A 26,389-nucleotide genomic window follows, 5' to 3' on the forward strand; every position below is an offset into this window, starting at 1 on the left:
TGCGGCGTTCATGGGACAGGCTGCCCTTACGCGACGCTTGTGCGGCGGGCAGTCCGGCGTATCAATGGCGCCGGCGAGCCGGAATCGGCCGGTCGCCGCGTCGGGCAGGACATGGACGAGAAACGGGGTGCGATCCTTGCCGAGCTGCCGCGCCTGCGCCGCTATGCGCGCGCGCTGGTGCGCGACCGCGACCTCGCGGACGACCTTGTGCAGGACTGCATCGAGAAGGCGCTGGCCCGTATCGACGGCTGGCAGAGCGGCGAAAACCCGCGGCGATGGCTGTTCACGATCATGCACAACCTCTTCGTCGACCAGGTACGCAGACTGAGGCGGCGGGGCGAGACCGTAAACTACGAGGATGCGAGCGGACCGGCTCTGGTCACGGAGCCGGCGCAGCTCGACAACATCGCGGCGCGCGAGGTGCTGCAGGCCCTGCAGGCGATCGCGCCCGACCGCCGTTCGGCGCTGGTGCTCGTGGCCGTCGAGGGGTTGACCTATGCCGAGGCCGCCACCGTCCTCGGCATCCCCGCCGGCACGGTCATGTCGCGTATCGCAAGGGGAAGGGAAGAGCTGCGCAAGGAACTGGAGGACGCCTCGCGCCGACGGACGATGAAGGTAGTCGAACGATGACCTCGGAATTCACCGAACGCGACATCCACCTCGCGCTGGACGGCGAGCTGCCGGCCGAGCGCTTGCGCGACTTCGATGCCTGGCTGGGCGCTAATCCGGACATGAAGACCAAGGCGGCCCGCTTCGACGCCGACCGTCAGCGCCTCCAGACCGCGCTCGGCGCCGTCGCCTACGAGCCCGTGCCCGCCAAGCTGACGCAGGCGATCCTCGGCGACGGCTCGGACCTGTTCGGCATGCGGAACTGGTGGCGCGGTGCGGTCGCGGCTGGCCTCCTCGTCGCGGCCGCGGCCGGCGGATACGCGCTAGGCATCGCTGGCGGCCCGTCGCGGATTGCAGGCTTGCCCGACCCGGTCGCCGAGCGCGCGGTGACGGCGCATCGCATCTATTCGGCCGAGAAGCTGCACGTCGTCGAGGTCGGCGCCGACCAGAAGGACCATCTCGTCGGCTGGCTCTCCAAGCGCGTCGGAACCGCGCTCACCGCGCCGGATCTCGCGCCGGAGGGTTTCAGCCTCGTCGGCGGGCGGCTCCTGCCCTCCGGGGAGAAGGTCGCCGCGCAGTTTATGTACCAGGACTATTCCGGCAACCGCATCTCGCTCTACGTGACGCAGTCCGCCGGAACGAACGAAACCGGCTTCCGCCTGTTCGAGAATGCGGACGCCCGCGCGTTCTACTGGCTGGACGGCGGTTTCGGCTATGCGATCGCCGGCGCGGTTCCCGAAGCGACCATGGAGGCGGTGGCGCGCGCTGCCTACAGGCAGCTCCTTCCCAGCGCCGCGAAAGGCTAGCGGATGGCGACGGAAACTGTCACAATTCGGCCTGAATCGCGGCGCGAAAGCGCGAGCCGTCGACAGGCGTGGAAGCGCCTGATATCGGCGTAACACCTTCTCGCAGACGAGGTCATCCTCTCCGCATGCCCGCCGCGATACGCCCGGCCCGCGCTTCCGACATCGACGCGCTCGTGCGGATCGAGAACGCCGTTTTCCCGACCGATCGCATCTCCCGCCGCTCCTTCCGCCAGCTGATCGAACGCGAGACCGCCGAGACCTTGGTCGCCGAGGTCGAGGGCCAGATCGCCGGCTACTGCATGGTCCTGTTCCGTAGGGGCAGCGGCGTTGCGCGGCTCTATTCCATCGCGGTCGCGGCCGAGCAGGGCGGTTCGGGTGTCGGGCGCCTGCTGCTCGATGCTGCCGAGAAGATCGCCTTCGACCACGACCGGCTCGTTCTGCGCCTAGAAGTGCGCGACGACAATGCCCGTGCCATCCGCATCTACGAGAAGGCGGGATACCGGCGCATCGGCATGGAGCCGGACTACTACGAGGACCATGCGCCGGCGCTGCGCTACGAGAAGGTGCTGCGCGGCGACGCGAGCTTCGTCACCACGGTGCCGTTCTACGAGCAGACCGCCGATTTCACCTGCGGCCCATCCTGCCTGATGATGGCGATGGCGCATTTCCTGCCGGGGTTCACCCCGTCGCCCGTCATGGAGGTGCGCCTGTGGCGCGAGGCAACCACCGTCTTCATGATGTCCGGACCTGGCGGCTGCGAGCCGTTCGGCCTCGCCGTCGCCGCGCATGAGAACGGCCTGTCGGCCGAGATCATCGTCTCCTTCTATGGCGCGCTTTTCCTGCAATCTGTGCGCAGCGACGAGAAGAAGCGCGTCATGGAGCTTGCACAGGTCGATTTCAGGAACCGGGCCGAGGACTACGGCATTCCCGTCGCGACGCGCTCCTTTACGCTGGATGACATCCGCGAAGCGATCGCGCAGGGAAAGCTGGCCGTGGTGCTGATCAGCGGGTTCGTCATGTTCGGCAAGAAGGTGCCGCACTGGGTGCTGGCGATCGGCGACGACGGCGAGCACATCGTCATCCACGACCCATGGATCGAGGGCGCGCATGCCGAGACGACGGCGGACGCAGCCAACATCCCGATCCCCTACGACGTCTTCATGCGGATGGCGCAGTTCGGCAAGAGGCTGCGCGCCGCAGTCATTCTCGGAAAGCGATAGATGACCTGGGTTATCCTGACCGGCCGGCAGAGCGACATCGATCCCTACGCCTCGCCGCACAAGATCATCACCACCCGCGATTACCTCACCCATCCCTCGCTGTTCCGCGGCGTGCGGCCGAAGATCATCAACCTGTCCAACAATGTCGGCTACCAGAGCCGAGGCTACTACGCCTCGCTGCTCGCCGGCTCGCGGGGGCACAAGGTTATTCCGACGGTCGAGACCATGATCGACTTGTCCGAGAAGAAGCTCTACGAGCACGCGCTTCCCGAGCTCGAAGTGGCGCTGAACCGCTGCCGCAAGGACATCGGCGGCGAATTCCCCTCGCGCGTGGCCGTCTTCTTCGGGATCGGCCCCTCCAAGGCATGGAACGGGTTCGCGAGGCTCCTGTTCGACTGGTTCCGCGCCCCCGCGCTCGAAGTGTCGATCAAGGACGGCGGCGAATGGGCCTCGATCCGCAAGATCGGCTTCCTGCCGCTGGCGCGCATGAGCGACGAGGAGGAGAAGGCCTTCCTCGAAAGCCTCGAACGCTACACCAGCCGCGAATGGCGCGATTCGAAGGAGCGGACCCCGGCCCGCTACACCTTCGCGACGCTGATCAACCCGCAGGAAGAGCTGTCCCCGTCCTCGATCTCGTCGCTGAAATACTGGGCGCGCATCGCCGAGAAGATGGGCGTGGAGGTCGAGCCGATCACCCGGAAGGACCTGGCGAAGCTCGCCAACTACGACGCGCTGTTCATCCGCGAGACGACGTCGATCTCGAACCACACCTACCGCTTCGCACGCCGCGCCCAGCAGGAGGGCATGCCGGTCATCGACGACCCGCTGTCGATGATCCGCTGCACGAACAAGGTCTACCTGAACGAGCTGATGACCTTCAACAAGGTGCCGGTGCCGCCGACGGTGACCATCGCCGGCATCGCCGACCTGGAACCGGCGGCCCAGGCGCTCGGCTTTCCGCTGGTCCTGAAGATCCCCGACAGCGCCTTCTCGCGCGGGGTCAAGAAGGCCTCGAACCTGGAGGAGTTGAAGGCGCTGGCGACGGCATGGCTGGAGGATTCCGACCTGATCATCGCGCAGAAATACATCCCCACCCAGTTCGACTGGCGCGTCGGCGTGCTCGGCGGCGAGCCGCTCTTCGCCGTGCAGTATCTGATGGCCAAGAAACACTGGCAGATCGTCAACCACGACCGCGGCGGCAAGCCCGACCAGGGCGGCGTCAAGGCCTTCACGCTCAAGGAGACTCCCAAGATCGTCATCGACACGGCGGTCAAGGCCGCCCGCTGCATCGGCGACGGCCTCTACGGCGTCGACCTCAAGGAAACCGCCGATGGCGTCTATGTCATCGAGGTCAACGACAATCCGGACCTCGACCACGGCTACGAGGATTCGGGCGAGAAGGACGAGGTCTGGGTGAAGCTCACCCAATGGTTCCTCGACCGTCTGGAGCGGACGGGACGGTAGCCGCTACGGCCTGGCCAAGGCCTCGTGCCGCTTCAGGAACTCCCGCTCCACCGTCTTCGCGGGCTTCGGCGCGAGGTCGAGCTTTTCCGGCGAGATCCAGCGCGGCCGCCCGAAATATTGCGCCGCCTCGGAGGTCGTGAAGCCGGCCAGTTCGGTCGCCTCGAAATAGGCGGCCACCTGGTCGGCGCGCTTGATGTCCTTCTTCAGGGCCTCGGACAGCTTCGCCGGCAGGCCGAAGCGCAGGTGGATCGCCGCCTGTAGCCGCGCCTCGACCTCCTTGTAGCCGCCGCCGACCACCGCCTTGAACGGCGAGATCATGTCGCCGATCACATATTCCGGTGCGTCGTGCAGCAGGGCGGCGAGCCGCTGCGCGAGGCTCGCCTCCGGCCGCATCGCATGGAAGATCGCCTCGACGACCAGGGAATGCTGACCGACCGAAAAGGCGTGGTCGCCGCGCGTCTGGCCGTTCCAGCGCGCCACGCGCGCCAGACCGTGTGCGACGTCGCCGATCTCGACGTCGAGCGGCGAGGGGTCGAGCAGGTCGAGCCGGCGGCCCGACAGCATGCGCTGCCAGGCACGCGCGGGAGCGCCGGGACGGTCCGCCATCAGTCTGCTCCGGTGCTCGCATCCTGCGGGAAGGTGAAGCGCGCATGCGGCGGGATCGTCAGCGTCACCTCCGTCTCACCGGCCAGGATCGGCACACCTGCGTCAATGGCATCCTTCACCCGATCGATCCTGACGATCGCCAGTGCCCGCTCACCCGCGACGGTGCCCAGCGAGCCGATCGCCCGTCCGTTGGCGGTGATTTCGGTGCCGGGCGCCGGCAGTGGCTTATCGCCGTGGGTCACCAGCACGCGCCGCCGCGCCGTGCCACGATGCTGCATGCGCGAGACGACCTCCTGGCCGACATAGCAGCCCTTCCTGAAGCCGACGCCGCCGTTCTGGTCGAGCAGCACGTCGTGCGGGAAGGCGTCGGACAGTTGATAGTCGCTCCCGCTCTCCACGACGCCGTTTTCAATCCGCAACAGGTCCCAGTCCTCAGGCGTGTCCGCGCCCGCCGCGCCGCCATGGCGGCGCCAGACCGCCGGCTCCACGAAGCGCAGATCGCGGAAGGCTTGGGTTGAATCACTTTCTGAAGGACTTGAATCTGTTCCTGAGCGGCTTGAATCGCTGTCCCACTCGATCGTGACAGGTGTTTGATCCAGCTTCGAAATCTCCGCTTTCGCCCGCAGCCGGTAGAGCATCAGGCGGCGCGACAGGTCGTCCGCGACGTCCGCCCGGCAGTCGATCAGGAAAGTATCCGCCCCGTCACGGGCGATCAGGAAGTCGAACAGGATCTTGCCCTGCGGGGTCAGCAGCGCGCACGGTTTCGCCGCGCGTTCCGGCAGGTCCGACAGGTCCGCCGTTACGATGTTCTGCAGGAAATGTTCGGCGTCGGGTCCCGACACCCGGATCAGCGCACGGTCGGCGAGGGATACGCTCGGCATCGTGAATCCCGTCTTGCATTGGCAGGGGCCATTACGTAAGCCGCGTCGATCTCTCCGGCAAGGGCGCCGGCCAGGGGCAGCTGCCAGGGAAACGCCATGTCAACGACTTTCGACCTGATCCTCAAGGGCGGCACGGTCGTCAACCATGATGGCGAGGGCGTGCGCGATGTCGGCATCGTCGCCGGCCGCACCCATGCGCTGGGCGATCTTTCCCGCGCCAGCGCCGGCGAAACGATCGACTGCACAGGCCTGCATGTCCTGCCGGGCGTGGTCGACAGCCAGGTGCATTTCCGCGAGCCCGGCCTGGAGCACAAGGAAGACCTGGAGACCGGTTCGCGCGCGGCCGTGCTGGGCGGTGTCACCGCGGTCTTCGAAATGCCCAACACCAAGCCGCTGACGACCAGCGAGGCCGCACTCGCCGACAAGGTCGCCCGCGCCACCGGCCGCATGCACTGCGACTTCGCTTTCTGGGTCGGCGGCACGCGCGACAACGCCAAGGATGTGGCCGAGCTGGAGCGCCTGCCGGGTGCTGCCGGCATCAAGGTCTTCATGGGCTCGTCCACAGGCGATCTCCTGGTCGAGGACGACGATGGCGTCTATTCGATCCTCAAGAACACCCGCCGCCGCGCCGCCTTCCATTCGGAGGACGAGTTCCGCCTGCGCCAGCGCCTCGGCGAGCGCGTGCCCGGCGATCCGGCTTCCCACCCCGTCTGGCGCGACGAGATCGCCGCGCTCCAGTGCACTGAGCGCCTCGTCGCAGTCGCCCGCCGCGCCCGCGCCCGCATCCATGTCCTGCACATTTCGACCGCGGAAGAGATCGAGTTCCTCGAGCACCACAAGGATGTCGCCACCTGCGAGGCGACACCGCACCACCTGACGCTGACCGCCGACGACTACGCCCGCCTCGGCACGCTGCTGCAGATGAATCCGCCGGTGCGAGCCGGCCGCCATCGCGACGGCGTCTGGCGCGGCATCTCGGACGGCATCGTCGACGTGCTCGGCTCCGACCACGCGCCGCACACGCTGGAAGAGAAAGCAAAACCCTATCCGGATTCACCTTCCGGCATGACGGGCGTGCAGACGCTCGTTCCGGTGATGCTCGACCACGTCAATGCCGGCCGCCTGACCTTGCAGCGCTTCGTCGATCTCTCCAGCCACGGCCCGAACCGCATTTTCGGCATGGCCCGCAAAGGCCGCATCGCCGCCGGCTACGACGCCGACTTCACCATCGTCGATCTGAAGCGCCGCGAAACGATCACCAACGAACAGCAGGGCTCGAAAGCCGGCTGGACCCCGCATCACGGCCGCGAGGTTACCGGCTGGCCCGTCGGCACCATCGTGCGCGGCATGCGCGTCATGTGGGACGGCGAGATCGTGACGGCGGGACGGGGCAGGGCGGTGGAGTTTAGTGAGTAGGCAGTAGGCAGTAGGCAGTAGGGATTGCCTTCCTAGCTTGCTTCGATTTTGCGGATCAGGGCTCGCAACATCTTGCCTAGCTGATCGCATTCGAGCAGCCGACGATCTGCTTCGTCTTTCGAGCTGAAACCGAGACGAACCGCGAGAAGAAGATGCGTCTCGAACTCCTTTAGAGAGCCCTGCGCAATGCGCAGAAACTGTTGGTAAGAGCCCTTGCTATCGCGGCCATAGCCTTCCGCAATGTTTGCCGCAATTGAAGTCGCTGCGCGGCGGATTTGATTTGTCAGGCCGTATTGCTCGGATTTCGGCCAGTTTTGAGTAAGGCCATAGGTCTCGACTGACAGGTCCATGGCGCGTTGCCAGACGAGAAGGTCTCTGTACGAATCAATTTTCGCCGAGTCCACTTTCCTACTGCCTACTGCCTACTGCCTACTGCCTACTGCCTACTGCCTACTGCCTACTGCCTACTGCCTACTGCCTACTGCCTACTGCCTACTGCCTACTGCCTACTGCCTACTGCCTACTGCCTACTGCCTACTGCCTACTGCCCCTCAATCCCCCGCCACAAAGAACATCCACCGTCCCTCCGGCGTTATGCCGACGCGGTAGAAGATATAGGCGCCGTAGTTTTTCATGTCCTCGTAGTCGCCCGCCGTGACGATCCGGAACAGTTCAACGCGCTGAGGCGGCGTCAGCTTTTCGATCGGGACGGCGAAGAAATACGGCCAGACATAGAGCTCTTCCGGCTTGCCGGCGTCGACATGTACGAAGCCCGCCTCCAGCACTTCTTCCAGGATGGCCAGGATCTCGTGACCCTCGCCGTCGCCCGACTGCTGCTTGAGGAATTCGATCAGGTCGCCCTCGACGCCGCCGAAGGACAGAGTGGTTGCTCCGTCGCCCATGCCGAGCAGCGGCCGCAGTTTCTCGATGTCGCCGCTCTTGGTCGCCTCGAGGATCAGCTCGCGCATCCGCCGCGTCGGCCCCGGCAGCCGCGACAGGTCGTAGATGATCTCCGGCACGACGGCGTCGGGATCGACATGCGGCCGCGCCGGATCGGCCGTCTCGTCTTCCGACGGCTCGGTTTCCGCCGGCTCGCCGTCGGCGGGCGGCGCGCTCTCAGGCGGCGTGGCATTCTGCGGCGGGGTTGCCGGGTTCGGCATCGGCACCTCGCCGGACCTGTCAGGCGTCAGGTCGGGCAGCGGCGTGGGGTCGGTGACCTCAGGCGGCGCCGTCTCGTCCGGCTTGATCTCGCTCAGCGCGAAGGCCTGCACGGCGCAAAGAAGCGAAGAGGCGAAAAATACCGCCCGCAAAGCGATCGTGGTCGCGCGAAATATCCGCGAAGCGTGAACCATGTCGTCCTGCCTGCCTGCTCGGGTCGATGAAAGCGCCGGAGCGGCGCGACGTCAATGGCGGCAGATGCCCGCGGTGAATTCGCCGGCGATGATTCTCTCCCGCATGCGATCGACAAGCGCCACCGCGGCGTCTTCGCCGCAGGTTCGCAGCAATTCGGTGAAGGCGGTCGAAAGGGCCACTTCGGCGATCAGTTCCGGCTCGATCCCGGCGGACAGGCCATCCGCCCAGGCTTCCGTCTGGCTCTCCAGCGCCGTCAGACGCTTTTCCTCGCGCATCAGCGCGTCGAGCTCGCCTAAACCTTGACCCATCGACTCAATCCACTCGTTGTCGAGGCCAGTGTGCCTGATTCACCGGCCGGCAACCATCCTCAACGCACGATTAAAAGTTTTAGCACATTTGAATCGACACGCACCCCCGCCTTTGAGCGAAAAGTAAGCGCAAGGTTAATTGCCGAACCTGACCGCGATGTCGCGCGACAGTTCCTTGCCTTCCTTCATGTAGCGCGAGATCGCCGTGTAGGCGGATTCGGTGCAGGTGGAATAGCCGGCTGCGAAGGAGCGGTAGCCGTTGTTGAAGCTCGACACGTAGCGGGCGCGCAGCGCCGGCTCGGGGTTCTCCGTCCGCAGCAGGGTTTCCATCTCCTCGCGCCACTGGTTCGAGGTCTCGCCGCACAGGTTGCGCAGATAGTGCAGCGAGCCGAGGATCTCCGAGAGCCGCAGCAGTCGGCTCTCGAACGGCGCCTCGGCCGCGCGCGTCGATGCTGGTGCGGCCAGCATCGCCGACAGGATCGCAACCGAGAGAAGAGCCCCACGCACCATGCGCCACTTCTGGCCAAAGATTTGGGCCGCCGCAAGGCGTCGTATCATGGCGAAAGCAGCCTTCGTGCGACCGCAAGCACGGACGGGATGACCGGCAGGCCAGCCATGTCGGCCAGCGTGAACCAGCCGGCGGTCTCCGCGTCGTCGCCGGCAACCGGTTCGCCGCCCACATGGACGCCCCGGAACACGTTGAGCACGAACGCGGAGCCTTCGCCCTCGCGCTCGATCAACAGGGTCTCGACCGGCTCGACCGCGTCCGCCGAAAGCCCTGTCTCTTCGAACAGCTCGCGTCGCACCGCCGTCTCCAGGCTCTCGCCGTCCTCCACGCGCCCGCCCGGAAATGCATAAAGCCCCTTCGCCGGCGCCCGTCCGCGCCTCACCAGCAGAACGCGGTCGCGGTCGACCAGCGCGATCGAGACGGCGGGGAGGGGAGCGTGGGGCGCAATCATGGCGCGAACCTAGGCGCGTCGGGACGGATGGGCAATGCGCCCGGTCCTTGACGGAGCGCGCCGCCATCGTCACATCTCACCCCATGTGCGGACGTTTCACATTGACCGCGACGCCCGCGGAACTCGAGGCGCTGACGGCGCTCCTCGATCTCGAGGATTTCCCGTCCCGCTACAACATCGCGCCGACCCAGCCGATCCTGATGGTCATCGCCGGCCCGCGCAACGAGCCCGGCTCCAACCTGCCGGACCGCCGCGCGCTCCTGGTGCGCTGGGGCCTGATCCCGGGCTGGGCGAAAGATCCGAAGGACATGCCGCTCTTGATCAACGCCCGGTCCGAGACCGCGGCCGAGAAGGCCTCCTTCCGTGCCGCCATGCGCCATCGCCGCACGCTGGTGCCGGCCACAGGCTTCTATGAGTGGAAGCGCGACGGCTCGAAGAAGAGCCAGCCTTATTTCATCCGCCCGCGCGGCGGCGGCATCGTGATGTTCGGTGGCCTGATGGAGACATGGTCGGAACCCGGCGGTTCGGAGATCGACACCGGTGCGATCCTGACCACCTCGGCCAACGGGGCGATTGCCGCGATCCACGACCGCATGCCGGTCGTCATCCGTCCGGAGGATTTTGCGCGCTGGCTCGACTGCCGTTTCAGTGAGCCGCGCGACGTGGCCGACCTGATCAGGCCTGTCTCGCCCGACTATTTCGAGGCGATCCCGATCTCGGACAAGGTCAACAAGGTCGCCAATACAGGCCCGGACATCCAGGCGCCGGCGACGGTCGGCGCGGAGCCTACGCCCGTAACAAAAGCTCCGCCGAAGGACGACCGTCAGATCGAACTGTTCTGAGGCGCGTCAGCTGGCGCGCTTCAGAGCGAACTGGCTCTTCACGCTCTTCTTGCGGGAGCACAGCAGCGCGGCCATGATCGCAGCCGGACCGATGGCGCGGTAGTGGCTGACGAGCGCCGCATATTGCTGCCGGGCGCGTTCGGTTTCGCTGATCGTACGGGTCATCTTCTTCCCTCTGGTCCCGTTGTTTCGACGTGCAGGCAGCCGGATGACGTTCGAATGGGACCGAATTCTGTTCCGGAATGGGCATTTCCCGGATGGCCGCCTTTTACCGATTCATGGTTGATCGTTTGTCAACGCAGTGATGTCGAAACGACACACCTCATACAGGTGCAATCGCCTCGCCGGTCGCTCCTGTCTGGCTGCGCTCTGTATCGGGACCGTGTCGCGCGGGCTCGACATCGTCTCCTCTTGACGCAACGCCCGCCCGCGCCGCATAAAGCGCGCGATGAAAACGATCTTCGCCATTTGCGGGATTTGCATTATCGGCTAGCGCTTTCGCTGGTCCGGTCGTTTTCGCCTTCTCTCAAAAGACAGCAAACGCCCCGGCCAGCAGGCCCGCGCATTCGCGCGCATGATTGGGTGGACGGATGTCTGAAGGGTTCAAGGGCCTGCGGCTCTACAACACGCTGACGCGGACGAAGGAGGACTTCGTCCCGATCGATGCGGCGCGCGTACGCATGTATGTTTGCGGCCCCACCGTCTACGACTACGCCCATATCGGCAATGCGCGCCCGGCGATCGTCTTCGACGTGCTCTACCGGCTGCTGCGCCATCTCTACGGCGCGGACCACGTCACCTATGTCCGCAACATCACCGACGTGGACGACAAGATCAACGCGCGTGCGCTGCGCGACTACGGCGCCGAGATCGAGACCGGGCGGCTCACCCTGAACGAGACGATCCGCAAGGTCACCGAGCCGACCTATGAGCAGTACCAGAAGGACGTCACCGCGCTCGGCTGCCTGCCGCCGACCTTCCAGCCGCGCGCGACCGAGTTCGTGCTGCCCCGCGCGGACGGCAAGTCCGACATGGCGACGCTGATTCAGTCCCTCATCGATCGCGGCCATGCCTATGTTTCCAATGGCGAAGTCCTGTTCGATGTCGCTTCCATGGCCGATTACGGCCAGCTCTCCAAGCGCCCGCTGGACGAGCAGCAGGCCGGCGCGCGCATCGCCGTCGACGCGCACAAGAAGAACCCGGCCGATTTCGTGCTGTGGAAGGAGAGCTCCGCCGACGAGCCCGGCTGGGAGGCGTCGTTCCGCATCTCGGACGACAACCGCCGCGCCCTGGACCTGCCCTCGAACACCGTCGCCATCCGCGGCCGGCCGGGCTGGCACATCGAATGCTCGGCCATGTCGGCGGCTTATCTCGGCGAGGTGTTCGACATCCACGGCGGCGGCCTCGACCTGATCTTCCCCCACCACGAAAACGAGATCGCCCAGTCCCGCTGCGCCCACGGCACCGAGGTGATGGCCAACTATTGGCTCCACAACGGCTTCCTCCAGGTCGAGGGGAAGAAGATGTCGAAGAGCGATGGGAATTTCGTCACGATCCACGAGCTGCTGGAGACGGAGAAGTTCGGTGGGCGGACATGGCCGGGCGAAGTGCTGCGGTTGGCGATGCTGATGACGCATTATCGGGAGCCGATCGATTTTAGCGTGAGGCGGTTGGAGGAGGCGGAGCATCGCCTGACCGGTTGGCAGCGTGCTGCCGACGCAGGAGTGGACGCAGATTTGCCGGACGCGCTGGTAAACGAAATCTCAGATGACTTAAGTTTTGCCAAGGCTGCGATTGAGCTCGATAATTTGGCTCGTCGTGCAAATCGCGGAGACACCATTGCCGGCCACCAACTTGCGCATGCACTAGTGTGGCTTGGCTTCACACCATATGGTCTCTTGGCGCAGCGGGAAACTGATCTGACTGCTACGAGAGCTGCCGTAGATCGCCGCCTCGCCTTCATTCGCGACAAGAACTGGGCCGAGGCCGACCGCATCCGCGACGAACTCCTGGCGCAGGGCATCCAGCTCAAGGACGGCAAGGACCCCGCCACCGGCGAGCGCGTCACGACATGGGAGGTGAAGCGGTGAGGGCGAGCGAAAGCACCCCCCTCTGGCCTGCCGGCCATCTCCCCCTCAAGGAGAGAGATCGGCTGTCGCGCAGCGTTTCGCAAATCGCCAGCGTTGCAGGAGAAGCCTCGGCGCTGAAGCTGCCAATCTCCCCCCTTGAGGGGGAGATGGCCGGCAGGCCAGAGGGGGGTGTGTCGCGCAGTCGTGCGAGCGATCAGGGATCGCGTCGATGACACATATCCCCGTACCCCACCCCAACCGCCAATTCGCCAGGAAGATGCGCCGTGACATGACGCCGGCGGAACTGAAACTCTGGAATGAAATCCGCGCACATCGGCTGATGGGTTTGTCCTTCAAGCGCCCGATGCCTATTGCCGGCAAGATTGCCGATTTCGCATGTCCGGCGAAACGACTGATCATCGAAATCGACGGCGCCCAGCATGCCGAAGCTGGGCATGTTCAGGCTGACCGCAGAAGCGACACACGTCTTGGCTTGCTCGGCTGGACCGTCCTCCGCTTCTGGAACGACGACGTGCTGCGCGACATCGACGGTGTGTGCCAGCACATTGTCACCGCGGCCGGCCTCGCCGCGGAGGACGCCGCGCGCTACGCTCGCTCGTCCGCAGCCACCCCGGAGGAGCATCGCCCATGATCGACCACACCGGCATTCCCGTCTCCAATCCCGACAAGGCAAAAACCTTCTACGACGCGGCGATGGGCGCCATCGGCGCGAAGCTTTTGATGACCGTGCCGAAGGAGTTCACCGGCGGCAAATGGGTCGCCGGCTACGGCCGCGCGAAGCCTGATTTCTGGCTGACCGAGTCCGATGCGATCGGCCCCGGCCGCCACTACGCCTTCACGGCGTCCTCCCGCGCCGAGGTCGACGCCTTCTACGCGGCGGCGATGAGAGCCGGCGGCCGCGACAACGGCGCGCCGGGCATCCGCGCCCACTATCATCCCGACTATTACGGCGCCTTTGTTCTCGATCCCGACGGCAACAATGTCGAAGCCGTCTGCCACAGGCCGGAGTGAGCCATGAGCCTCGACAACCGTCCCGTCTACTCCGGCGGCTGCCAGTGCGGCGCGGTGCGCTTTCGCGTCGAGGGCGCGCTCGGCGATGCGTCCGTCTGCCATTGCCGCATGTGCCAGAAGGCGTCGGGCAATTTCTACCTGCCGCTGGTCTCGGTGCGGCATGCGAAGCTCGAATGGACTCGCGGCGAGCGCAAGCGCTTCCAGTCCTCAAACTATGCCTGGCGCGGCTTCTGCGGCGACTGCGGCACGCCGCTGACCTATGAGGCGCCGGACGGGGTGGCGCTTGCGATCGCCGCGTTCGACGACCCGTCGACCATTCGCCCCATCATCCAATGGGGCGTCGAGGCCAAGCTGCCCTATGTCGACGAGGTGCCTGATCTGCCCGAGGAGGAGACGATGGCGGACATCGCCGACGCGCCCTTTCTCGCCGATCTCGTCTCCTACCAGCATCCGGACTACGATACGGACCAATGGCCAGCGGAGGACAAGCCATGACGGAGACCATCAGGACGGGCGGCTGCCAGTGCGGCGCGGTCCGCTTCCGCATCCACGGCGCGCTCGGCCGCCCCTCGATCTGCCATTGCCGCATGTGCCAGAAGGCGTTCGGCTCCTTCTTCGGCCCGCTGGTGACGGTGCCGAACGACGGCGTCGAATGGACCCGCAACGAGCCGGCCTATTTCCAGTCGTCGGTCAACATCTCGCGCGGCTTCTGCCAGCGTTGCGGCACGCCGCTCACCTATCGCCACCCGGAAGGCCTGGAGATCGCCATCGGTGCCTTCGACGACCGCTCCGACCTGAAGCCGCTGATCCAGGTCCACACCGGCTCGGCCCTTCCCTGGGTGACGGAGATATTCGACGCGCCGAAGCGCTCGGCCGACGGCGACTCCGCCAACCGCGAGGAAGGAATGATCTCCTTCCAGCACCCCGACCACGACACCGACAACTGGCCGGTCGAAGGACTTCGCCTGTGATTGATCAGCCCTTCGACGCGGTGTTGGTGGGGCGCCGTAGAGCGCGGACCTCCCGGAGTTCCGCATTATGACCCGCGAACGCCTCTACCTCTTCGACACCACCCTTCGCGATGGCCAGCAGACGCCGGGCATCGACTTCTCCGTCGAGGACAAGGTCGCGATCGCTAGGATGCTGGACGAGTTCGGCATGGCCTATGTCGAGGGCGGCTATCCGGGGGCGAACCCGACCGACACTGCCTTCTTCGAGAAAAAGCGCACGCACCGCGCAACCTTCGTCGCCTTCGGCATGACCAAGCGCGCCGGCGTCTCGGCCTCCAACGATCCGGGGCTGGCGGCCCTCTTGCAGGCGAAGTCCGATGCGATCTGCTTCGTCGCCAAGAGCTGGGACTATCACGTCCGCGTCGCGCTCGGCTGCACCAACGAGGAGAATCTCGAATCGATCGCGGACTCGGTCAAGGCCGCGGTCTCCGCCGGTCGCGAGGCGATGGTCGACTGCGAGCATTTCTTCGACGGCTTCAAGGCGAACCCGGACTATGCGCTCGCCTGCGCGAAGACCGCCTTCGAGGCCGGCGCCCGCTGGGTGGTGCTGTGCGACACCAATGGCGGCACGCAGCCGTCGGAGGTGCGCGAGATCGTTAGCAAGGTCATCGCGGCCGGCATCCCGGGCCGCAACCTCGGCATCCACGCGCACGACGACACGGGCCAGGCAGTGGCGAATTCGCTGGCCGCCGTCGAGGCCGGCGCGCGTCAGATCCAGGGCACGCTGAACGGCATCGGCGAGCGCTGCGGCAACGCCAATCTCGTCACCCTGATCCCGACGCTGATGCTCAAGCCCGCTTATGCGCAGCGCTTCGACACCGGCATCCCGGCCGCGTCCCTTGCCGGCATCTCGCGCCTGTCGCGCAATTTCGACGAGTTGCTCAACCGCGCGCCCGAGCCGCAGGCCCCCTATGTCGGCTCCTCTGCCTTCGCCACCAAGGCCGGCATCCACGCCTCGGCGCTGGTGAAGGAGCCGGCGACCTACGAACACGTGCCGCCCGAATCCGTCGGCAACCGCCGCCGCGTCATGGTGTCGGACCAGGGCGGCAAGTCGAACTTCATCGCTGAGCTCAAGCGCCGCGGCATAGAGGTGGGCAAATCCGACCGCCGTCTCGACACGCTGATTTCGCTGGTCAAGGAGCGCGAGGCGATGGGCTATGCCTATGAGGGCGCCGATGCCTCGTTCGAGCTGCTCGCGCGCCGAACGCTCGGCTCCGTGCCGGAGTTCTTCCGCGTCGAGAGCTTCCGCTGCATGGTCGAGCGCCGCTACGACGCCAAGGGCAGCATCAAGACCGTCTCGGAAGCCATTGTGAAGATTCAGATCGACGGCGAGGAGCGTATGTCGGTGGCGGAGGGCCACGGCCCGGTCAACGCGCTCGACATCGCGCTGCGCAAGGATCTCGGCCGCTTCCAGAACGAGATCGCCGACATGACGCTGGTCGACTTCAAGGTGCGTATCCTCAATGGCGGCACCGAGGCCATCACCCGCGTCCTGATCGAAAGCCACGATTCCACCGGCGCCCGCTGGTGGACGGTCGGCGTCTCCGACAACATCATCGACGCTTCGTTCCAGGCGCTGATGGATTCGATCGTCTACAAGCTGATGAAGAACCGCGAGATGGCGGGGCTGGTGGCGGCGGAGTGAGAGAAAGCGGTTCGCCGCAGGCGAATTCGTCATGCCGGTGGCATGACGAAAGGTTTCGAGCGGGCGGGAGCTGCGAAGCAGCGGGACCCGCCCATGGAGCCGGGGTAGCCGGCAAACCGATCCAGTGGATCGATTCGAGCGACGGACGCCCGGAGCCATAGCGAACGGCGGGCTGGTTCGCCGCAGACGACGGATCGCTTCAACTATCGAACATGAGGAGGTCGGCAGGGAAAACGGGCGTTCGACCTCTTGCTTCCATACCATCACGGGTATATACCCGCGTTATGTCCATCGACCCCTGCCACTGCATGGTCCTGCGCAAGGCGGCGCGGCGTGTTTCGGCGCGCTACGATGAGGCGCTGGCGCCGCTGGGCGTCAACATCGCGCAGTTCAGCCTGTTGCGGCACATCCGGCGGATGGCGCCGGTGTCGCTGACGGATCTTGCGGCCCGGGTCGAGCTCGATCGCTCGACGGTCGGGCGCAACGCCAAGGTGCTCGAGCGGATGGGGCTTGTCGCGAGCTCGGCCGGCGAGGACCAGCGTGAAGCCGTGCTCTCGGTGACCGAGGCCGGCAGGACGGTGCTGCGCGACGGCGCGCCGTTGTGGGATGGCGTGCAGGACGACATCGAGGCGCGGTTGGGGGAGGGGAAGCTCGAACAGCTGCACCACCTGCTTGCCGCCCTCTGACCGAAGCGCCAGGTGCGCCCGACAGAGAGTTTTATAGGTATATACCCGCAAATCCGCCGATCCGGCGAACGGAAAGGAACCACTCGACATGTTCTCCGCAAGCCTGGCCCGCTGGATGGCCGCGCGCAACCTGCACTATGGCTGGGTTGTTGCCGCGACCACCTTTCTCACCATGCTGGCGACCGCCGGCGCAATGGGCTCGGCGGGCGTGATGATCCAGCCGCTGCACCAGGAATTCGGCTGGGACATTGCCGACATCTCCTCGGCGATGGCGGTGCGCCTGGTGCTGTTCGGCCTGTTCGGTCCCTTCGCGGCCGCCTTCATGAACCATTTCGGCGTCCGGCAGGTCGTCGCGACCGCGCTCGCGCTGATCGTCTTCGGCATCGTCGCCTCCTTCTTCATGACCGAGGTCTGGCAATTGCTCCTGCTCTGGGGCGTCGTGCTGGGCATCGGTACGGGCATGACCGCGCTGGTGCTCGGCGCCACGGTCGCCGCGCGCTGGTTCACGCAGCGCCGCGGCCTCGTCGTCGGCCTGATGACCGCCAGCAACGCCACCGGCCAGCTCGTCTTCCTGCCGCTGCTCGCAGCCCTGACCGAAGCCTATGGCTGGCGCACGGCGCTCAGCTTCACTGTGGCGGTCATTGCGCTCGCCATGGTGCTGGTCCTCGCCCTCATGCGCGACCACCCGGCCGATGTCGGCCTGCCGGCCTATGGCGATACCGTGGTGTCGGCTCCGCCGCGGCGGGACCACAGCCTGCTCGCCACGCTCGCCTCGCCGCTTCTGGTCCTGCGCGAGGCGACAGCAAGTCCGGTGTTCTGGGTCCTGTTCGGCACCTTCTTCGTCTGCGGCCTGTCGACCAACGGCCTGATCCAGACCCACTGGATCTCGATCTGCGGCGACTTCGGCATGGCGGCGGTCACGGCCGCCGGCACGCTGGCCGTCATCGGCATTTTCGACTTCGTCGGCACCATCTTCGCCGGCTGGCTCTCCGACCGCTACGACAACCGCTTCCTGCTGTTCTGGTTCTACGGCCTGCGCGGCCTGTCGCTCATCTACCTCTCCATGTCGGGCTTCGGCGCGCTCGAACTGTCGATCTTCGCCGTATTCTACGGGCTGGACTGGGTCGCGACCGTGCCGCCGACAGTCAAGCTGGCGGCGGAGAATTTCGGCCGCGAAAAGGCCGGACTCGTCTTCGGCTGGGTCTTCGCCGGCCACCAGCTCGGCGCCGCGACGGCGGCCTTCGGCGCCGGCTATCTCCGCAGCGACTTCGACACCTACATGCCCGCGCTCCAGATCGCCGGCCTCATGTGCCTGCTGGCCTCCGTCTCGGTCCTGCTGCTGAGACGTCCGGGAACCGCTGCGCCCGTCCCGCAGGCAGGATGAACCTCCGGCTTGCGTCTTGCCCCTTGGCCGCCGGCAAGGGGCTTGATCCATCAACGGCTTTCACCTGAGCCATCAGCGTTTTGAAATGGCGCGTTGCCTCGCAAATGTGCATAAGCCCGGCCCATGGCCACGGTCACCGATTCCGGCGCAGGAGCGCCCTCCGCCGAACCGGCTCCTTCCGGAGACACGCTGAAAGGCTTCTTCTACGCGCTGGCGGCCTATCTCTTCTGGGGCGTCCAGCCGCTGTACATGAAGCTCGTGGCGCATCTGCCGACCCTCGAGGTGCTGGCGCATCGCGCCATCTGGTCGGTTCCCGTTGCGCTGGTCCTGCTCGTCTGGCTCGGCCGCACCGCCGACATCCGCCGCGCCCTGCGCTCGCCGCGGACCATGCTGCAGGCCGCGGTCGCCGCCGCCTTCGTCTCGTGCAACTGGGGCATCTATGTCTGGGCGATCTCGGTCGACCGCGTGCTCGAGACCGCGCTCGGCTACTACATCAACCCGCTCCTGACGGTGCTGGTCGGCGCGCTGCTGCTTGGCGAGCGCATGAGCGCGGCGCAGATGGTGGCGATCGGCTTTGCCGTCGCAGCCGTCGCGGTGCTCACCTGGGATGCGGGAGGCGTGCCCTGGGTCTCGCTGGCGCTCGCAGGCACCTGGGCGGCCTACGCCTTCTTCAAGCGCACGCTGCCGGTCGGCCCGGCGCAGGGCTTCTTCCTCGAAGTTCTTATCCTGCTCGTCCCCGCGCTCGCCGTCGCAGCCTGGTTCCAGGCAAGCGGGCGGGGGCATTTCTTCGACAATGGCGGCTACGAGGCCGCGCTCTTCATCGGTTGCGGCCTCGTCACGGCCGTGCCGCTGATCGTCTATGCGACCGGCGCGAAGCTGCTGACGCTCTCCACCATCGGCATCATGCAGTACATTGCCCCGACGCTCATCTTCCTCATGGCGGTGTTCGTCTTCCACGAGCCTTTCAGCCAGGTGAAGCTCTTTGCCTTCGTGCTGATCTGGATCGGTCTGGCCATCTACACCTGGTCGTTCCTGAGCAGGCGCGGAGCGGCCCGCTGACCCTCAGCCGGGCCCGCCCAGGCGACGCACGCCCATGAACACCGCGCCGGCGACCGCCACCGCGATCGCCGTCACCAGCCAGAACCCCGCCGACCCGCTCGCAAGCGGAATGCCCTCGACATTCATGCCGAACAGGCCGGAGATGATCGTCATCGGCATCAGCACGGCGGTCAGCACCGACAGCAGATAGAGCAGCCGGTTCGATTGCGCGGTCAGCTTCGCCAGCAGTTCGTCCTGCAGCAACCGCGCGCGGGCCTGGATCTGTTCGCAATCGTGGTGGAGCGCGGTGGCCCTGGCCGCCAGCCGCGCCGCCATCGCCGCCGCGGGCGAGGGCAGGTCGGCCTCATGCGCGTGGTTAAGGTCGCGGAACAGCGTCGTCACCGTGGCGACCTGCCGGTGCAGCAGCACCGCGTCGCGCCGCGTGGCGGTGAGCGCCTCGCGCTCGCCGTGCCAGCTGTCGGTGACGATGCGGTCCTCGATCGTGTCCAGCGCCTCGGCGAGCTTGCGGATCTCGGCGTCGAGGTGGGACAGGGTCTGCGATACCACCGCCTCGACAAGCTCATAGGGCGAGCGGAACCGCTTGCCGCGCTCGACGGCCGTCCGCGCTGCCTCGACGGAGCGCAGCGGCTGGCGCCGCCCGCTCACCAGCGCCGTTTCGCAGACCGCGAAGCGCAGCCTCCCGACCTCGCGGCCGGCGCTGTAGTGCTCGTGGCGCAGGTCCGGCAATTCGCCGTGCAGCCAGCCGTCCTCGAAGTCGATGTGGCAGCTTGCCTGGCCGGCGAGCAGCGTGGCGCGGGCGGCGTCCGGCAGGCGCGGATCGGTTTCGATCGCGCGCCGGGCGCGGGCATCGGTCAGCGAATAGCTGCGCCAGCTCCATTCTGCCGGGGCATCTCCGCTCGACAGCGCTCCCTCGGCGTCGAAATCGAAGGCGAAGACGAGGCCGTCCTCATCGTTCGGGCTGAACGGGGCGCGACCTTGCGCGGCTGCGGAATCGGGCATTCCGCAGCTCAATCACAGATTTACAACCGTTCGATGACAGCCTCGTCGCCTGCCGTGCGCCCCGGCTCGGCAGCGTCCAGGATCGCCGGCACGATGCCGTCGGCCGTGTCGACGACCAGCGGCTGGACCAGATGGGCGGTGTGGACGAAGCCCTCGGCGCGCATGTGGTCGATCAGCGTCAGCATCGGGTTCCAGAAGCCGCCGATATTGCCGTAGACGATCGGCTTGCGATGCCGGCCGAGCTGCGCCCAGGTCATGATCTCGACGATCTCCTCGACCGTGCCGATGCCGCCCGGCAACGCCACGAACGCGTCGGATTCCTCGAACATCCTGTGCTTGCGCTGGTGCATGTCGTCGGTGATGACGAGCTCGTCGAGCCGTTCCAGCGCGCTCTCGGTGGCCTCCTTGTTCATCAGGAAGCGCGGGATGATGCCCATCACCTTGCCGCCGGCCTCACGCGTGCCGGAGGCGACCGCGCCCATGATGCCCTTGGTGCCGCCGCCATAGACGAGGCGCAGACCGTGCGAGGCGATGGAGCGGCCGAGCGCCCGGCCGGCTTCGAGATAGGTCTCGCCCCGGCCGGGCGAGGAACCGCAATAGACGCAGATGGATCGAATCGTGCTCATGACGCCGATAGCCGCCACGACAGGCCGCCAAGGTCAAGGCTCGGCGTTGTCGCTGGCCGCCTTCGGACGACCGGGAAATGCCGCGTTTTCCTTGTCGCAGGTGCGAAAACAGTCTAGACCCGGCGCAATTGGCTAAGGAAATCGCGGGAAGATGCTGTCGACACCGTTGAAGGCATTGCTGGGCGTTCTGGGATCCATCGTCGTGGTCGGCGGAGGCGCCTATCTGGGCGGTGCGTTCGACCGCTTCATCGCCGCCCCTCCGGCGCAGCTGGCGGCGCTGCCGCCGCAGGCCGCGACCGATGGCAAGCCCGGGCAGCCAGCGTCGGTCACGACGCCGACCGAGGCGAAGCCGCAGGCACAGGACAAGCCCGCCGCCGCCATGCCCGGCAGCCCTGATCCGGTGAAGGCCGGCATCGTGCCGCCGAGCTTCGACATCCTGCGCGTCGAGCCGAACGGCTCGATCGTCATCGCCGGCAAGGCGCCGGGCGGATCGAAGGTCGAGGTTCTTGCCGGCTCCAAGGTCATCGGCCAGGCCGTCGCCGGTCCGGAGGGCGATTTCGCCGTCGTGGTCGACAATCCGCTGGCTCCCGGCAGCTACCAGCTCGTGCTGCGCGCCACCGACGACGCCAACGGCACCGCCATGTCGACGGAGACCGCGGTCGTGTCGATCCCGCAAAAGCCCGACGGCCAGGTGCTCGCCCTTGTGGAGCAGCCCGGCCAGCCGAGCAAGCTGATCACCGTTCCGGAGCCGATGGTGGCGAAGCCCGCGGCACCGGCGGCTCCCGCACCGGCCAAGCCGGACCAGCCCGCTGCGGCGCCGCAGGCGAACCAGAGCGCCGCGCCGGCCCCGACCACGCAGCCAGCCGAAGCCAAGCCCGCACCCGCCGAAGTCGCGGTGGCCAAGCCGGAGCCGACGCAGCCCGCGCCGAACGGCCTGCATGTCGAGGTCAAGGCAATCGAGATCGAGGGCAACAAGGTGTTCGTCGCGGGTGTCGCGACGCCGAAGAAGCCGGTGCGCGCCTATGCCAACGAGCTGATGCTCGGCGAGACCCGCTCGTCTGAATCGGGCGAGTTCCTGATCGAGACGCTGCGCGACCTGCCGGTCGGCGACTACATCGTCCGTGCCGACCTCCTGGCGGACGACGGCCAGAAGGTGCTGATGCGCGCCCAGGTGCCGTTCCGCCGCGAAGCAGGCGAATCGGTCGCCGCGGTCGCGCCCGAGCCCAAGCCCGCCGCCGAATCGTCGCAGCCCGCGGCACCCGCCACCTCAACGGATGCCCCTTCCGCGCCTGCGGCGGATGCAAAGCCCACCGCCGAGCCGGCCGCGAAGCCGGAGCAGCAGGCCGCTGCACAGCCGCCTTCGGTGACGGCCGAGCCGCTGCGGTCGGTCGACGGCGCCGTCATCATCCGTCGCGGCGACACGCTGTGGCGCATTTCGCGCCGGGTCTATGGCCGCGGCGTGCGCTACTCCACGATCTACCTCGCCAACCAGAACCAGATCGCCGATCCGGACCGCATCTGGCCGGGCCAGGTCTTCGCCGTGCCTGTCAAGACGGACGAGGGCGAGACCGCCGACATGGAGGCGGTCGCCAACCAGAAGGCCAGCCCAGAGGACATCGGCAAGCCCAGCGCCATTCGCTGACATTGCGCAATTGCCCGTTCGGGCAGTTGCGTCCCGATCGTTCATCGTCTATCGCCGATGAACGATGAATCTGATCGAACTCCAGTCTTCCGAAGCGGCTGCCCTGCCGTGCGCTCTCGACGAGATGGCGTCCCGGCTGGCCGCCCTGTCACATCCCGCCCGGCTGCGGATCCTGCGCCACCTCTCGGGTCGCGGGGCATGCTGCTGCAAGGAAGTGGTCGAGCAGCTCGATCTGGCTCAGTCGACCGTCTCGCAGCACCTCAAGGTGCTGGTCGATGCCGGTCTCGTCCGCTTCTCCCCGGAGCGCCAGCGCTCCCGCTACACCGTGAACATCGAGGAAGTGGCGCGCCTGTCGCGGGCGCTGTCGGGCTACCTTGACGATTGCGGCGCCACCAGCTGCTGCGACTGAAGACAACAAGAAGACCAGGAAACGCACCGTGGCCACCAAGACCGTCTCCGCCGAGTCCGGCTCGCTCTGGAAAACGCTGCTCAACCTCTGGCCCTATATGTGGCCGGCGGGGCGCATGGACCTGAAGATGCGCGTGCTCTGGGCGACGCTGTTCCTGGTCGTCGCCAAGATCGTGCTGATCCTCGTGCCGTATTTCTTCAAGTGGTCGACCGACGCGCTTGCCAAGGACGGCGGACCGATGCCGGACCTGCCGGCTTTCCTGCTTGCGCCGGTGATGCTTGTCGTCGCCTACAACGTGGTGCGTATCGCCCAGTGGGGCTTCAACCAGCTGCGCGACGCGCTGTTCGCGCGCGTGGGCCAGCATGCCGTCCGGCAGCTCGCCTACAAGACCTTCGTCCACCTCCATCGCCTGTCCCTGCGCTTCCACCTTGAGCGCCGCACGGGCGGCCTGTCCCGCGTCATCGAGCGCGGTACCAAGGGCATCGAGACGATCGTGCGCTTCACGATCCTCAACACGCTGCCGACCATACTCGAATTCGCCATGACGGCGGTCATCTTCGCGGTCGCCTATGGCGTGATCTACGTCGTCATCGTCGCCGTCACGGTGGTCGCCTACACCTGGTTCACCGTCTGGGCGTCCGACTGGCGCATCGCCATCCGCCGCGAAATGAATGACAGCGACACCGACGCCAACACCAAGGCGATCGATTCGCTGCTCAACTTCGAGACGGTGAAGTATTTCAACAACGAGCAGATGGAGGCCTCCCGCTTCGACCGCTCGATGGCGCGTTACGAGGACGCGGCGACCAAGACCTGGACCTCGCTCGGCTGGCTGAACTTCGGCCAGGGCGTCATCTTCGGCATCGGCATGACCGCCTGCATGGTGCTCTCGGCGCTTGAAGTGCAGGCCGGCACGCAGACCATCGGCGATTTTGTCTTCATCAACGCCATGCTGATGCAGCTTTCGGTGCCGCTCAACTTCATCGGCTTCATCTACCGCGAGATCCGCCAGGGCCTGACCGACATCGAACAGATGTTCGACCTGCTCGACGTCAAGGAGGAGGTGACCGACCGGCCGGGCGCAAAGCCGCTGGCGGTGTCGGCCGGCGCCATCCGCTTCGAGGATGTGCATTTCGCCTACGACGCCAATCGCCCCATCCTCAAGGGCGTCTCCTTCGAGGTGCCGGCGGGCAAGACGGTCGCCATCGTTGGCCCGTCAGGTGCCGGCAAGTCGACCATCTCGCGGCTTCTCTTCCGCTTCTACGACATCCAGCAGGGGCGCGTCACGATCGACGGGCAGGACATCCGCGATGTCACGCAGGAGAGCCTGCGGGGGCAGATCGGCATGGTTCCGCAGGACACGGTGCTGTTCAACGACACGATCCTCTACAACATCCGCTACGGCCGCATGAGCGCCTCGGAGGAGGAGGTGAAGCGGGCCGCCGAACTGGCGCAGATCTCCAAATTCATCGAGATTTTGCCCGACGGCTACCGCTCGATGGTCGGCGAGCGCGGTCTCAAGCTCTCGGGCGGTGAGAAGCAGCGCGTGGCGATCGCCCGCACCATCCTCAAGGCGCCGCCGATCCTGATGCTGGACGAGGCGACCTCGGCGCTCGACACACAAACCGAACAGGAGATCCAGGACGCGCTCGACCTCGTCAGCCGCGGCCGCACCACGCTCGTCATCGCCCACCGGCTGTCGACGGTCATCTCCGCCGACGAGATCATCGTGCTGCGCGACGGCCAGATCGCCGAGCGCGGCACGCATCGCGATCTTCTCGCCAGGGGCGGCCTCTACGCGACGATGTGGGACCGCCAACGCGAAGCGACGGAGGCCGAGGAGCGGCTGCGCCGCGCGCGCGAGACCGACGACGAGGGCGTCATCGTGAGACGCAGGACATCAGAGGTGGCCGGCTAGACCGCGCCGCCGCCTTTGGTCTCGATCGGCCGCCCGACCACCAAAGCGTCGCGAACCGTCTCCGGAAGCGCTGCATAGGCTGCGTCCGGCAGCGCGCCCAGCGCGTCCAGGGTCTTCGAGAAGAAGCACCTGACAGAGGCCGCCGTCGTGACGTCGAAGATCTCGGCGTCGCTGAGGCCGAACGCGCGCAACCCGTCGACGTCCGACTGGTCAATGGAAGTCGCGTCACGCACGACCTTGCTTGCGAATTGCATGATGGCGCGTTCCGCTTCGTCCAGCGGCGACTCGTCGCTGCCCCCCACCACCAACGCCAGTTGCTCCGGAGAAAGCATGCCGCCAAGCATCACCTTGCCATGCGCCAGCATGCAGTAGGAACTCTTTAGCTCCTGAGCAGCGGCGAGCGTGACCAGTTCGTAGCGGCGCAGGTCCATGTTGGACTTGATCGCGGTGTTGAGCGCGACCCATGTCTCAAACACGCCCGGCCGGTGCGCGAAAAGCTTGACCATGTTCGGGAGATAGCCGTTTGCCGCCTTCGACTGGGCGAACATCTCGGCCGCACGACCCTGTGCGCCGTCTTCGCTGGGCGTATCGACAAAGCTCATCCCTGATATCTCCGCCTCACGAAACAGGATGCCACATTGGCCGCCTCCGCCCCTGTCCGCAACCCATCCGCTGCCGTCGCGTTGCGACGGGGGGTAGATTGGTCTAATCAACCCCGGTCAAACAGGAGCCGGCCGCCGCGATGAGCCTCGTCGACAGCATCAAGAGCGCCATGGTGCCCGTGCACCGGGAAGGCTATCCCTTTATCGCGGCGTTCGGCATCGCGACGCTGGTGCTCGGCCTGATCTGGCAGCCGTTGTTCTGGATCGGGCTGATCCTCACCGGCTGGTGCGCCTATTTCTTCCGCGACCCGCAACGCGTCACGCCGGTTGATGATTCGCTGGTCGTCAGCCCCGCCGATGGCATCGTGTCGGCGGTCGGTCCCGCCGTCCCCCCGCGCGAGCTGGGGCTCGGCGGCGACGAGATGCTGCGCATCTCTGTCTTCATGAACGTCTTCTCCTGCCACGTGAACCGCTCGCCGGTGCGCGGCCGCATCACGCGCATCGAGCACCGTCCCGGCCGCTTCCTCAATGCCGAGCTCGACAAGGCGAGCGAGGAGAACGAGCGCAACGGCCTCGTCATCGACGCGCCGCACGGAACCGTCGGCGTGGTGCAGATCGCCGGCCTGGTCGCCCGCCGCATCGTCTGCTGGGCCGACGAGGGCTCGCCGATCACGGTCGGCGAGCGCTTCGGCCTGATCCGCTTCGGCTCGCGCGTCGACGTCTATCTTCCGACCGGTGTCAGGCCGCGCGTCGCGGTCGGCCAGACCTCGGTCGCCGGCGAGACCGTGATCGCCGATTTCAGCGGCGAAGCGGGTTTCCCGCTGGTGCGGGTGTCGTGACGACA

General features: G+C 66.5%; 29 protein-coding genes and 1 pseudogene. 19 read left to right on the top strand and 11 right to left on the bottom strand.

All coding sequences use genetic code 11. From position 1 onward, the window contains the following. The first annotated feature begins 111 nt into the window (after positions 1–111). From B9Z03_RS14315 to B9Z03_RS14330, 4 genes are all read left to right on the top strand, one after another. Positions 112–630: an RNA polymerase sigma factor gene (locus B9Z03_RS14315; protein ID WP_085467659.1), complete on the top strand. Its 519-nt coding sequence runs from the start codon at positions 112–114 to the stop codon at positions 628–630. Continuing rightward, positions 627–1,415 carry an anti-sigma factor family protein gene (locus tag B9Z03_RS14320; protein WP_085464829.1) on the top strand — a complete coding sequence of 263 codons (789 nt, stop codon included), beginning with the start codon at positions 627–629 and terminating at the stop codon, positions 1,413–1,415. The genes B9Z03_RS14315 and B9Z03_RS14320 overlap by 4 nt, the downstream gene beginning before the upstream one ends. 125 nt (positions 1,416–1,540) lie before the next feature. Continuing rightward, positions 1,541–2,635 carry a GNAT family N-acetyltransferase/peptidase C39 family protein gene (locus tag B9Z03_RS14325; RefSeq protein WP_085464830.1) on the top strand — a complete coding sequence of 365 codons (1,095 nt, stop codon included), beginning with the start codon at positions 1,541–1,543 and terminating at the stop codon, positions 2,633–2,635. Then, entirely contained in the window at positions 2,636–4,099 is a 1,464-nt protein-coding gene (locus B9Z03_RS14330) for a RimK family protein (RefSeq protein WP_085464831.1), read from the top strand. It begins immediately after the preceding gene. A 3-nt stretch (positions 4,100–4,102) separates the two neighbouring features. Here the strand turns inward: B9Z03_RS14330 and B9Z03_RS14335 are convergent, their stop codons facing one another. Both B9Z03_RS14335 and B9Z03_RS14340 read right to left on the bottom strand, forming a co-directional pair. Next, entirely contained in the window at positions 4,103–4,705 is a 603-nt protein-coding gene (locus B9Z03_RS14335) for a YfbR-like 5'-deoxynucleotidase (protein ID WP_085464832.1), read from the bottom strand. Beyond that, a complete protein-coding gene (locus B9Z03_RS14340; protein ID WP_085464833.1) occupies positions 4,705–5,586 on the bottom strand; it encodes a CAF17-like 4Fe-4S cluster assembly/insertion protein YgfZ in 882 nt (293 codons plus the stop codon). Before B9Z03_RS14340 ends, B9Z03_RS14335 begins: the two co-directional genes overlap by 1 nt. 96 nt (positions 5,587–5,682) lie before the next feature. On the opposite strand from B9Z03_RS14340, the gene B9Z03_RS14345 reads away from it, so the two are divergent. Beyond that, positions 5,683–7,002 carry a dihydroorotase gene (locus tag B9Z03_RS14345; protein WP_085464834.1) on the top strand — a complete coding sequence of 440 codons (1,320 nt, stop codon included), beginning with the start codon at positions 5,683–5,685 and terminating at the stop codon, positions 7,000–7,002. A 32-nt stretch (positions 7,003–7,034) separates the two neighbouring features. Here the strand turns inward: B9Z03_RS14345 and B9Z03_RS14350 are convergent, their stop codons facing one another. The 5 genes from B9Z03_RS14350 to B9Z03_RS14375 form a co-directional block, all read right to left on the bottom strand. Next, positions 7,035–7,391, bottom strand: coding sequence for a four helix bundle protein (locus B9Z03_RS14350; RefSeq protein WP_280174855.1), 357 nt, complete (start codon positions 7,389–7,391; stop codon positions 7,035–7,037). A gap of 162 nt (positions 7,392–7,553) precedes the next feature. Next, the gene (locus B9Z03_RS14360) at positions 7,554–8,354 is read right to left on the bottom strand and encodes a hypothetical protein (protein WP_085464837.1); all 801 of its coding nucleotides are present in this window, start codon (positions 8,352–8,354) and stop codon (positions 7,554–7,556) included. A 51-nt stretch (positions 8,355–8,405) separates the two neighbouring features. Beyond that, positions 8,406–8,663, bottom strand: coding sequence for a hypothetical protein (locus B9Z03_RS14365; protein ID WP_085464838.1), 258 nt, complete (start codon positions 8,661–8,663; stop codon positions 8,406–8,408). Positions 8,664–8,798: 135 nt separating this feature from the next. Then, entirely contained in the window at positions 8,799–9,173 is a 375-nt protein-coding gene (locus B9Z03_RS14370; protein WP_085467660.1) for a TIGR02301 family protein, read from the bottom strand. A gap of 44 nt (positions 9,174–9,217) precedes the next feature. Further along, positions 9,218–9,622 (bottom strand): NUDIX hydrolase, encoded by a 405-nt coding sequence (locus B9Z03_RS14375; protein ID WP_085464839.1) that lies wholly within the window; start codon positions 9,620–9,622, stop codon positions 9,218–9,220. Between the two features lie 83 nt (positions 9,623–9,705). Between B9Z03_RS14375 and B9Z03_RS14380 the strand changes: the two genes are divergently transcribed. Next, positions 9,706–10,464: an SOS response-associated peptidase gene (locus tag B9Z03_RS14380; RefSeq protein WP_085464840.1), complete on the top strand. Its 759-nt coding sequence runs from the start codon at positions 9,706–9,708 to the stop codon at positions 10,462–10,464. Between the two features lie 6 nt (positions 10,465–10,470). Here the strand turns inward: B9Z03_RS14380 and B9Z03_RS29435 are convergent, their stop codons facing one another. Continuing rightward, positions 10,471–10,629, bottom strand: a complete 159-nt coding sequence (locus B9Z03_RS29435; protein ID WP_139832276.1) for a transcriptional regulator — start codon at positions 10,627–10,629, stop codon at positions 10,471–10,473. A gap of 425 nt (positions 10,630–11,054) precedes the next feature. Between B9Z03_RS29435 and B9Z03_RS14390 the strand changes: the two genes are divergently transcribed. From B9Z03_RS14390 to rarD, 9 genes are all read left to right on the top strand, one after another. Further along, complete coding sequence (locus tag B9Z03_RS14390) at positions 11,055–12,554, top strand: cysteine--tRNA ligase (protein WP_085464842.1); 1,500 nt, start codon at positions 11,055–11,057, stop codon at positions 12,552–12,554. Between the two features lie 208 nt (positions 12,555–12,762). Beyond that, entirely contained in the window at positions 12,763–13,185 is a 423-nt protein-coding gene (locus B9Z03_RS14400; RefSeq protein ID WP_085464843.1) for an endonuclease domain-containing protein, read from the top strand. Next, positions 13,182–13,565, top strand: a complete 384-nt coding sequence (locus B9Z03_RS14405) for a VOC family protein (protein ID WP_085464844.1) — start codon at positions 13,182–13,184, stop codon at positions 13,563–13,565. Before B9Z03_RS14400 ends, B9Z03_RS14405 begins: the two co-directional genes overlap by 4 nt. A 3-nt stretch (positions 13,566–13,568) precedes the next feature. Next, the gene (locus B9Z03_RS14410; protein ID WP_085464845.1) at positions 13,569–14,060 is read left to right on the top strand and encodes a GFA family protein; all 492 of its coding nucleotides are present in this window, start codon (positions 13,569–13,571) and stop codon (positions 14,058–14,060) included. Beyond that, a complete protein-coding gene (locus B9Z03_RS14415) occupies positions 14,057–14,536 on the top strand; it encodes a GFA family protein (protein ID WP_085464846.1) in 480 nt (159 codons plus the stop codon). Before B9Z03_RS14410 ends, B9Z03_RS14415 begins: the two co-directional genes overlap by 4 nt. A 67-nt stretch (positions 14,537–14,603) precedes the next feature. Next, positions 14,604–16,220, top strand: a complete 1,617-nt coding sequence (cimA, locus tag B9Z03_RS14420; RefSeq protein ID WP_085464847.1) for a citramalate synthase — start codon at positions 14,604–14,606, stop codon at positions 16,218–16,220. 284 nt (positions 16,221–16,504) lie between these two features. Then, positions 16,505–16,906, top strand: coding sequence for a MarR family winged helix-turn-helix transcriptional regulator (locus B9Z03_RS14425; protein ID WP_085464848.1), 402 nt, complete (start codon positions 16,505–16,507; stop codon positions 16,904–16,906). Positions 16,907–16,994: 88 nt separating this feature from the next. Continuing rightward, positions 16,995–18,290 (top strand): MFS transporter, encoded by a 1,296-nt coding sequence (locus B9Z03_RS14430; protein WP_085464849.1) that lies wholly within the window; start codon positions 16,995–16,997, stop codon positions 18,288–18,290. Between the two features lie 123 nt (positions 18,291–18,413). Next, a complete protein-coding gene (rarD, locus tag B9Z03_RS14435) occupies positions 18,414–19,349 on the top strand; it encodes an EamA family transporter RarD (RefSeq protein ID WP_085464850.1) in 936 nt (311 codons plus the stop codon). Between the two features lie 3 nt (positions 19,350–19,352). Here the strand turns inward: rarD and B9Z03_RS14440 are convergent, their stop codons facing one another. Further along, entirely contained in the window at positions 19,353–20,348 is a 996-nt protein-coding gene (locus B9Z03_RS14440; RefSeq protein ID WP_085464851.1) for a CorA family divalent cation transporter, read from the bottom strand. A gap of 20 nt (positions 20,349–20,368) precedes the next feature. Continuing rightward, positions 20,369–20,974, bottom strand: a complete 606-nt coding sequence (locus tag B9Z03_RS14445; protein ID WP_085467661.1) for an LOG family protein — start codon at positions 20,972–20,974, stop codon at positions 20,369–20,371. A 151-nt stretch (positions 20,975–21,125) separates the two neighbouring features. Between B9Z03_RS14445 and B9Z03_RS14450 the strand changes: the two genes are divergently transcribed. The 3 genes from B9Z03_RS14450 (at position 21,126) to B9Z03_RS14460 (ending at position 24,943) form a co-directional block, all read left to right on the top strand. Continuing rightward, positions 21,126–22,616 carry a LysM peptidoglycan-binding domain-containing protein gene (locus B9Z03_RS14450; RefSeq protein WP_085464852.1) on the top strand — a complete coding sequence of 497 codons (1,491 nt, stop codon included), beginning with the start codon at positions 21,126–21,128 and terminating at the stop codon, positions 22,614–22,616. A 64-nt stretch (positions 22,617–22,680) separates the two neighbouring features. Further along, a complete protein-coding gene (locus B9Z03_RS14455; protein WP_085464853.1) occupies positions 22,681–23,025 on the top strand; it encodes an ArsR/SmtB family transcription factor in 345 nt (114 codons plus the stop codon). A gap of 28 nt (positions 23,026–23,053) precedes the next feature. Continuing rightward, positions 23,054–24,943: an ABCB family ABC transporter ATP-binding protein/permease gene (locus tag B9Z03_RS14460; RefSeq protein WP_085464854.1), complete on the top strand. Its 1,890-nt coding sequence runs from the start codon at positions 23,054–23,056 to the stop codon at positions 24,941–24,943. On the opposite strand, the gene B9Z03_RS14465 is transcribed toward B9Z03_RS14460, so the two are convergent. Further along, positions 24,940–25,545, bottom strand: a complete 606-nt coding sequence (locus B9Z03_RS14465) for a carboxymuconolactone decarboxylase family protein (protein ID WP_085464855.1) — start codon at positions 25,543–25,545, stop codon at positions 24,940–24,942. The two genes, B9Z03_RS14460 and B9Z03_RS14465, sit on opposite strands and share 4 nt — an antisense overlap. 134 nt (positions 25,546–25,679) lie before the next feature. On the opposite strand from B9Z03_RS14465, the pseudogene B9Z03_RS14470 reads away from it, so the two are divergent. Beyond that, positions 25,680–26,384: pseudogene (locus tag B9Z03_RS14470) on the top strand (phosphatidylserine decarboxylase); the annotation flags it as partial. Between the last annotated feature and the right edge of the window lie 5 nt (positions 26,385–26,389).

It is taken from the genome of Mesorhizobium australicum (genome assembly GCF_900177325.1).
In the GTDB taxonomy this organism is placed as follows: Bacteria; Pseudomonadota; Alphaproteobacteria; order Rhizobiales; family Rhizobiaceae; genus Mesorhizobium_A; species Mesorhizobium_A australicum_A.

Coding starts and splice junctions, on each gene's coding strand:
- B9Z03_RS14320 (WP_085464829.1), top strand. CDS start 627: ATGACCTCGGAATTCACCGAACGCGACATCCACCTCGCGCTGGACGGC.
- B9Z03_RS14360 (WP_085464837.1), bottom strand. CDS start 8,354: ATGGTTCACGCTTCGCGGATATTTCGCGCGACCACGATCGCTTTGCGG.
- B9Z03_RS14390 (WP_085464842.1), top strand. CDS start 11,055: ATGTCTGAAGGGTTCAAGGGCCTGCGGCTCTACAACACGCTGACGCGG.
- B9Z03_RS14425 (WP_085464848.1), top strand. CDS start 16,505: ATGTCCATCGACCCCTGCCACTGCATGGTCCTGCGCAAGGCGGCGCGG.
- B9Z03_RS14365 (WP_085464838.1), bottom strand. CDS start 8,663: ATGGGTCAAGGTTTAGGCGAGCTCGACGCGCTGATGCGCGAGGAAAAG.
- B9Z03_RS14335 (WP_085464832.1), bottom strand. CDS start 4,705: ATGGCGGACCGTCCCGGCGCTCCCGCGCGTGCCTGGCAGCGCATGCTG.
- B9Z03_RS14315 (WP_085467659.1), top strand. CDS start 112: ATGGACGAGAAACGGGGTGCGATCCTTGCCGAGCTGCCGCGCCTGCGC.
- B9Z03_RS14400 (WP_085464843.1), top strand. CDS start 12,763: ATGACACATATCCCCGTACCCCACCCCAACCGCCAATTCGCCAGGAAG.
- B9Z03_RS14345 (WP_085464834.1), top strand. CDS start 5,683: ATGTCAACGACTTTCGACCTGATCCTCAAGGGCGGCACGGTCGTCAAC.
- B9Z03_RS14440 (WP_085464851.1), bottom strand. CDS start 20,348: ATGCCCGATTCCGCAGCCGCGCAAGGTCGCGCCCCGTTCAGCCCGAAC.
- B9Z03_RS14380 (WP_085464840.1), top strand. CDS start 9,706: ATGTGCGGACGTTTCACATTGACCGCGACGCCCGCGGAACTCGAGGCG.
- B9Z03_RS14405 (WP_085464844.1), top strand. CDS start 13,182: ATGATCGACCACACCGGCATTCCCGTCTCCAATCCCGACAAGGCAAAA.
- B9Z03_RS14330 (WP_085464831.1), top strand. CDS start 2,636: ATGACCTGGGTTATCCTGACCGGCCGGCAGAGCGACATCGATCCCTAC.
- B9Z03_RS14430 (WP_085464849.1), top strand. CDS start 16,995: ATGTTCTCCGCAAGCCTGGCCCGCTGGATGGCCGCGCGCAACCTGCAC.
- B9Z03_RS14325 (WP_085464830.1), top strand. CDS start 1,541: ATGCCCGCCGCGATACGCCCGGCCCGCGCTTCCGACATCGACGCGCTC.
- B9Z03_RS14415 (WP_085464846.1), top strand. CDS start 14,057: ATGACGGAGACCATCAGGACGGGCGGCTGCCAGTGCGGCGCGGTCCGC.
- B9Z03_RS14465 (WP_085464855.1), bottom strand. CDS start 25,545: ATGAGCTTTGTCGATACGCCCAGCGAAGACGGCGCACAGGGTCGTGCG.
- B9Z03_RS14450 (WP_085464852.1), top strand. CDS start 21,126: ATGCTGTCGACACCGTTGAAGGCATTGCTGGGCGTTCTGGGATCCATC.
- B9Z03_RS14455 (WP_085464853.1), top strand. CDS start 22,681: ATGAATCTGATCGAACTCCAGTCTTCCGAAGCGGCTGCCCTGCCGTGC.
- B9Z03_RS14445 (WP_085467661.1), bottom strand. CDS start 20,974: ATGAGCACGATTCGATCCATCTGCGTCTATTGCGGTTCCTCGCCCGGC.
- cimA (WP_085464847.1), top strand. CDS start 14,604: ATGACCCGCGAACGCCTCTACCTCTTCGACACCACCCTTCGCGATGGC.
- B9Z03_RS14410 (WP_085464845.1), top strand. CDS start 13,569: ATGAGCCTCGACAACCGTCCCGTCTACTCCGGCGGCTGCCAGTGCGGC.
- B9Z03_RS14340 (WP_085464833.1), bottom strand. CDS start 5,586: ATGCCGAGCGTATCCCTCGCCGACCGTGCGCTGATCCGGGTGTCGGGA.
- B9Z03_RS14370 (WP_085467660.1), bottom strand. CDS start 9,173: ATGGTGCGTGGGGCTCTTCTCTCGGTTGCGATCCTGTCGGCGATGCTG.
- B9Z03_RS29435 (WP_139832276.1), bottom strand. CDS start 10,629: ATGACCCGTACGATCAGCGAAACCGAACGCGCCCGGCAGCAATATGCG.
- rarD (WP_085464850.1), top strand. CDS start 18,414: ATGGCCACGGTCACCGATTCCGGCGCAGGAGCGCCCTCCGCCGAACCG.
- B9Z03_RS14375 (WP_085464839.1), bottom strand. CDS start 9,622: ATGATTGCGCCCCACGCTCCCCTCCCCGCCGTCTCGATCGCGCTGGTC.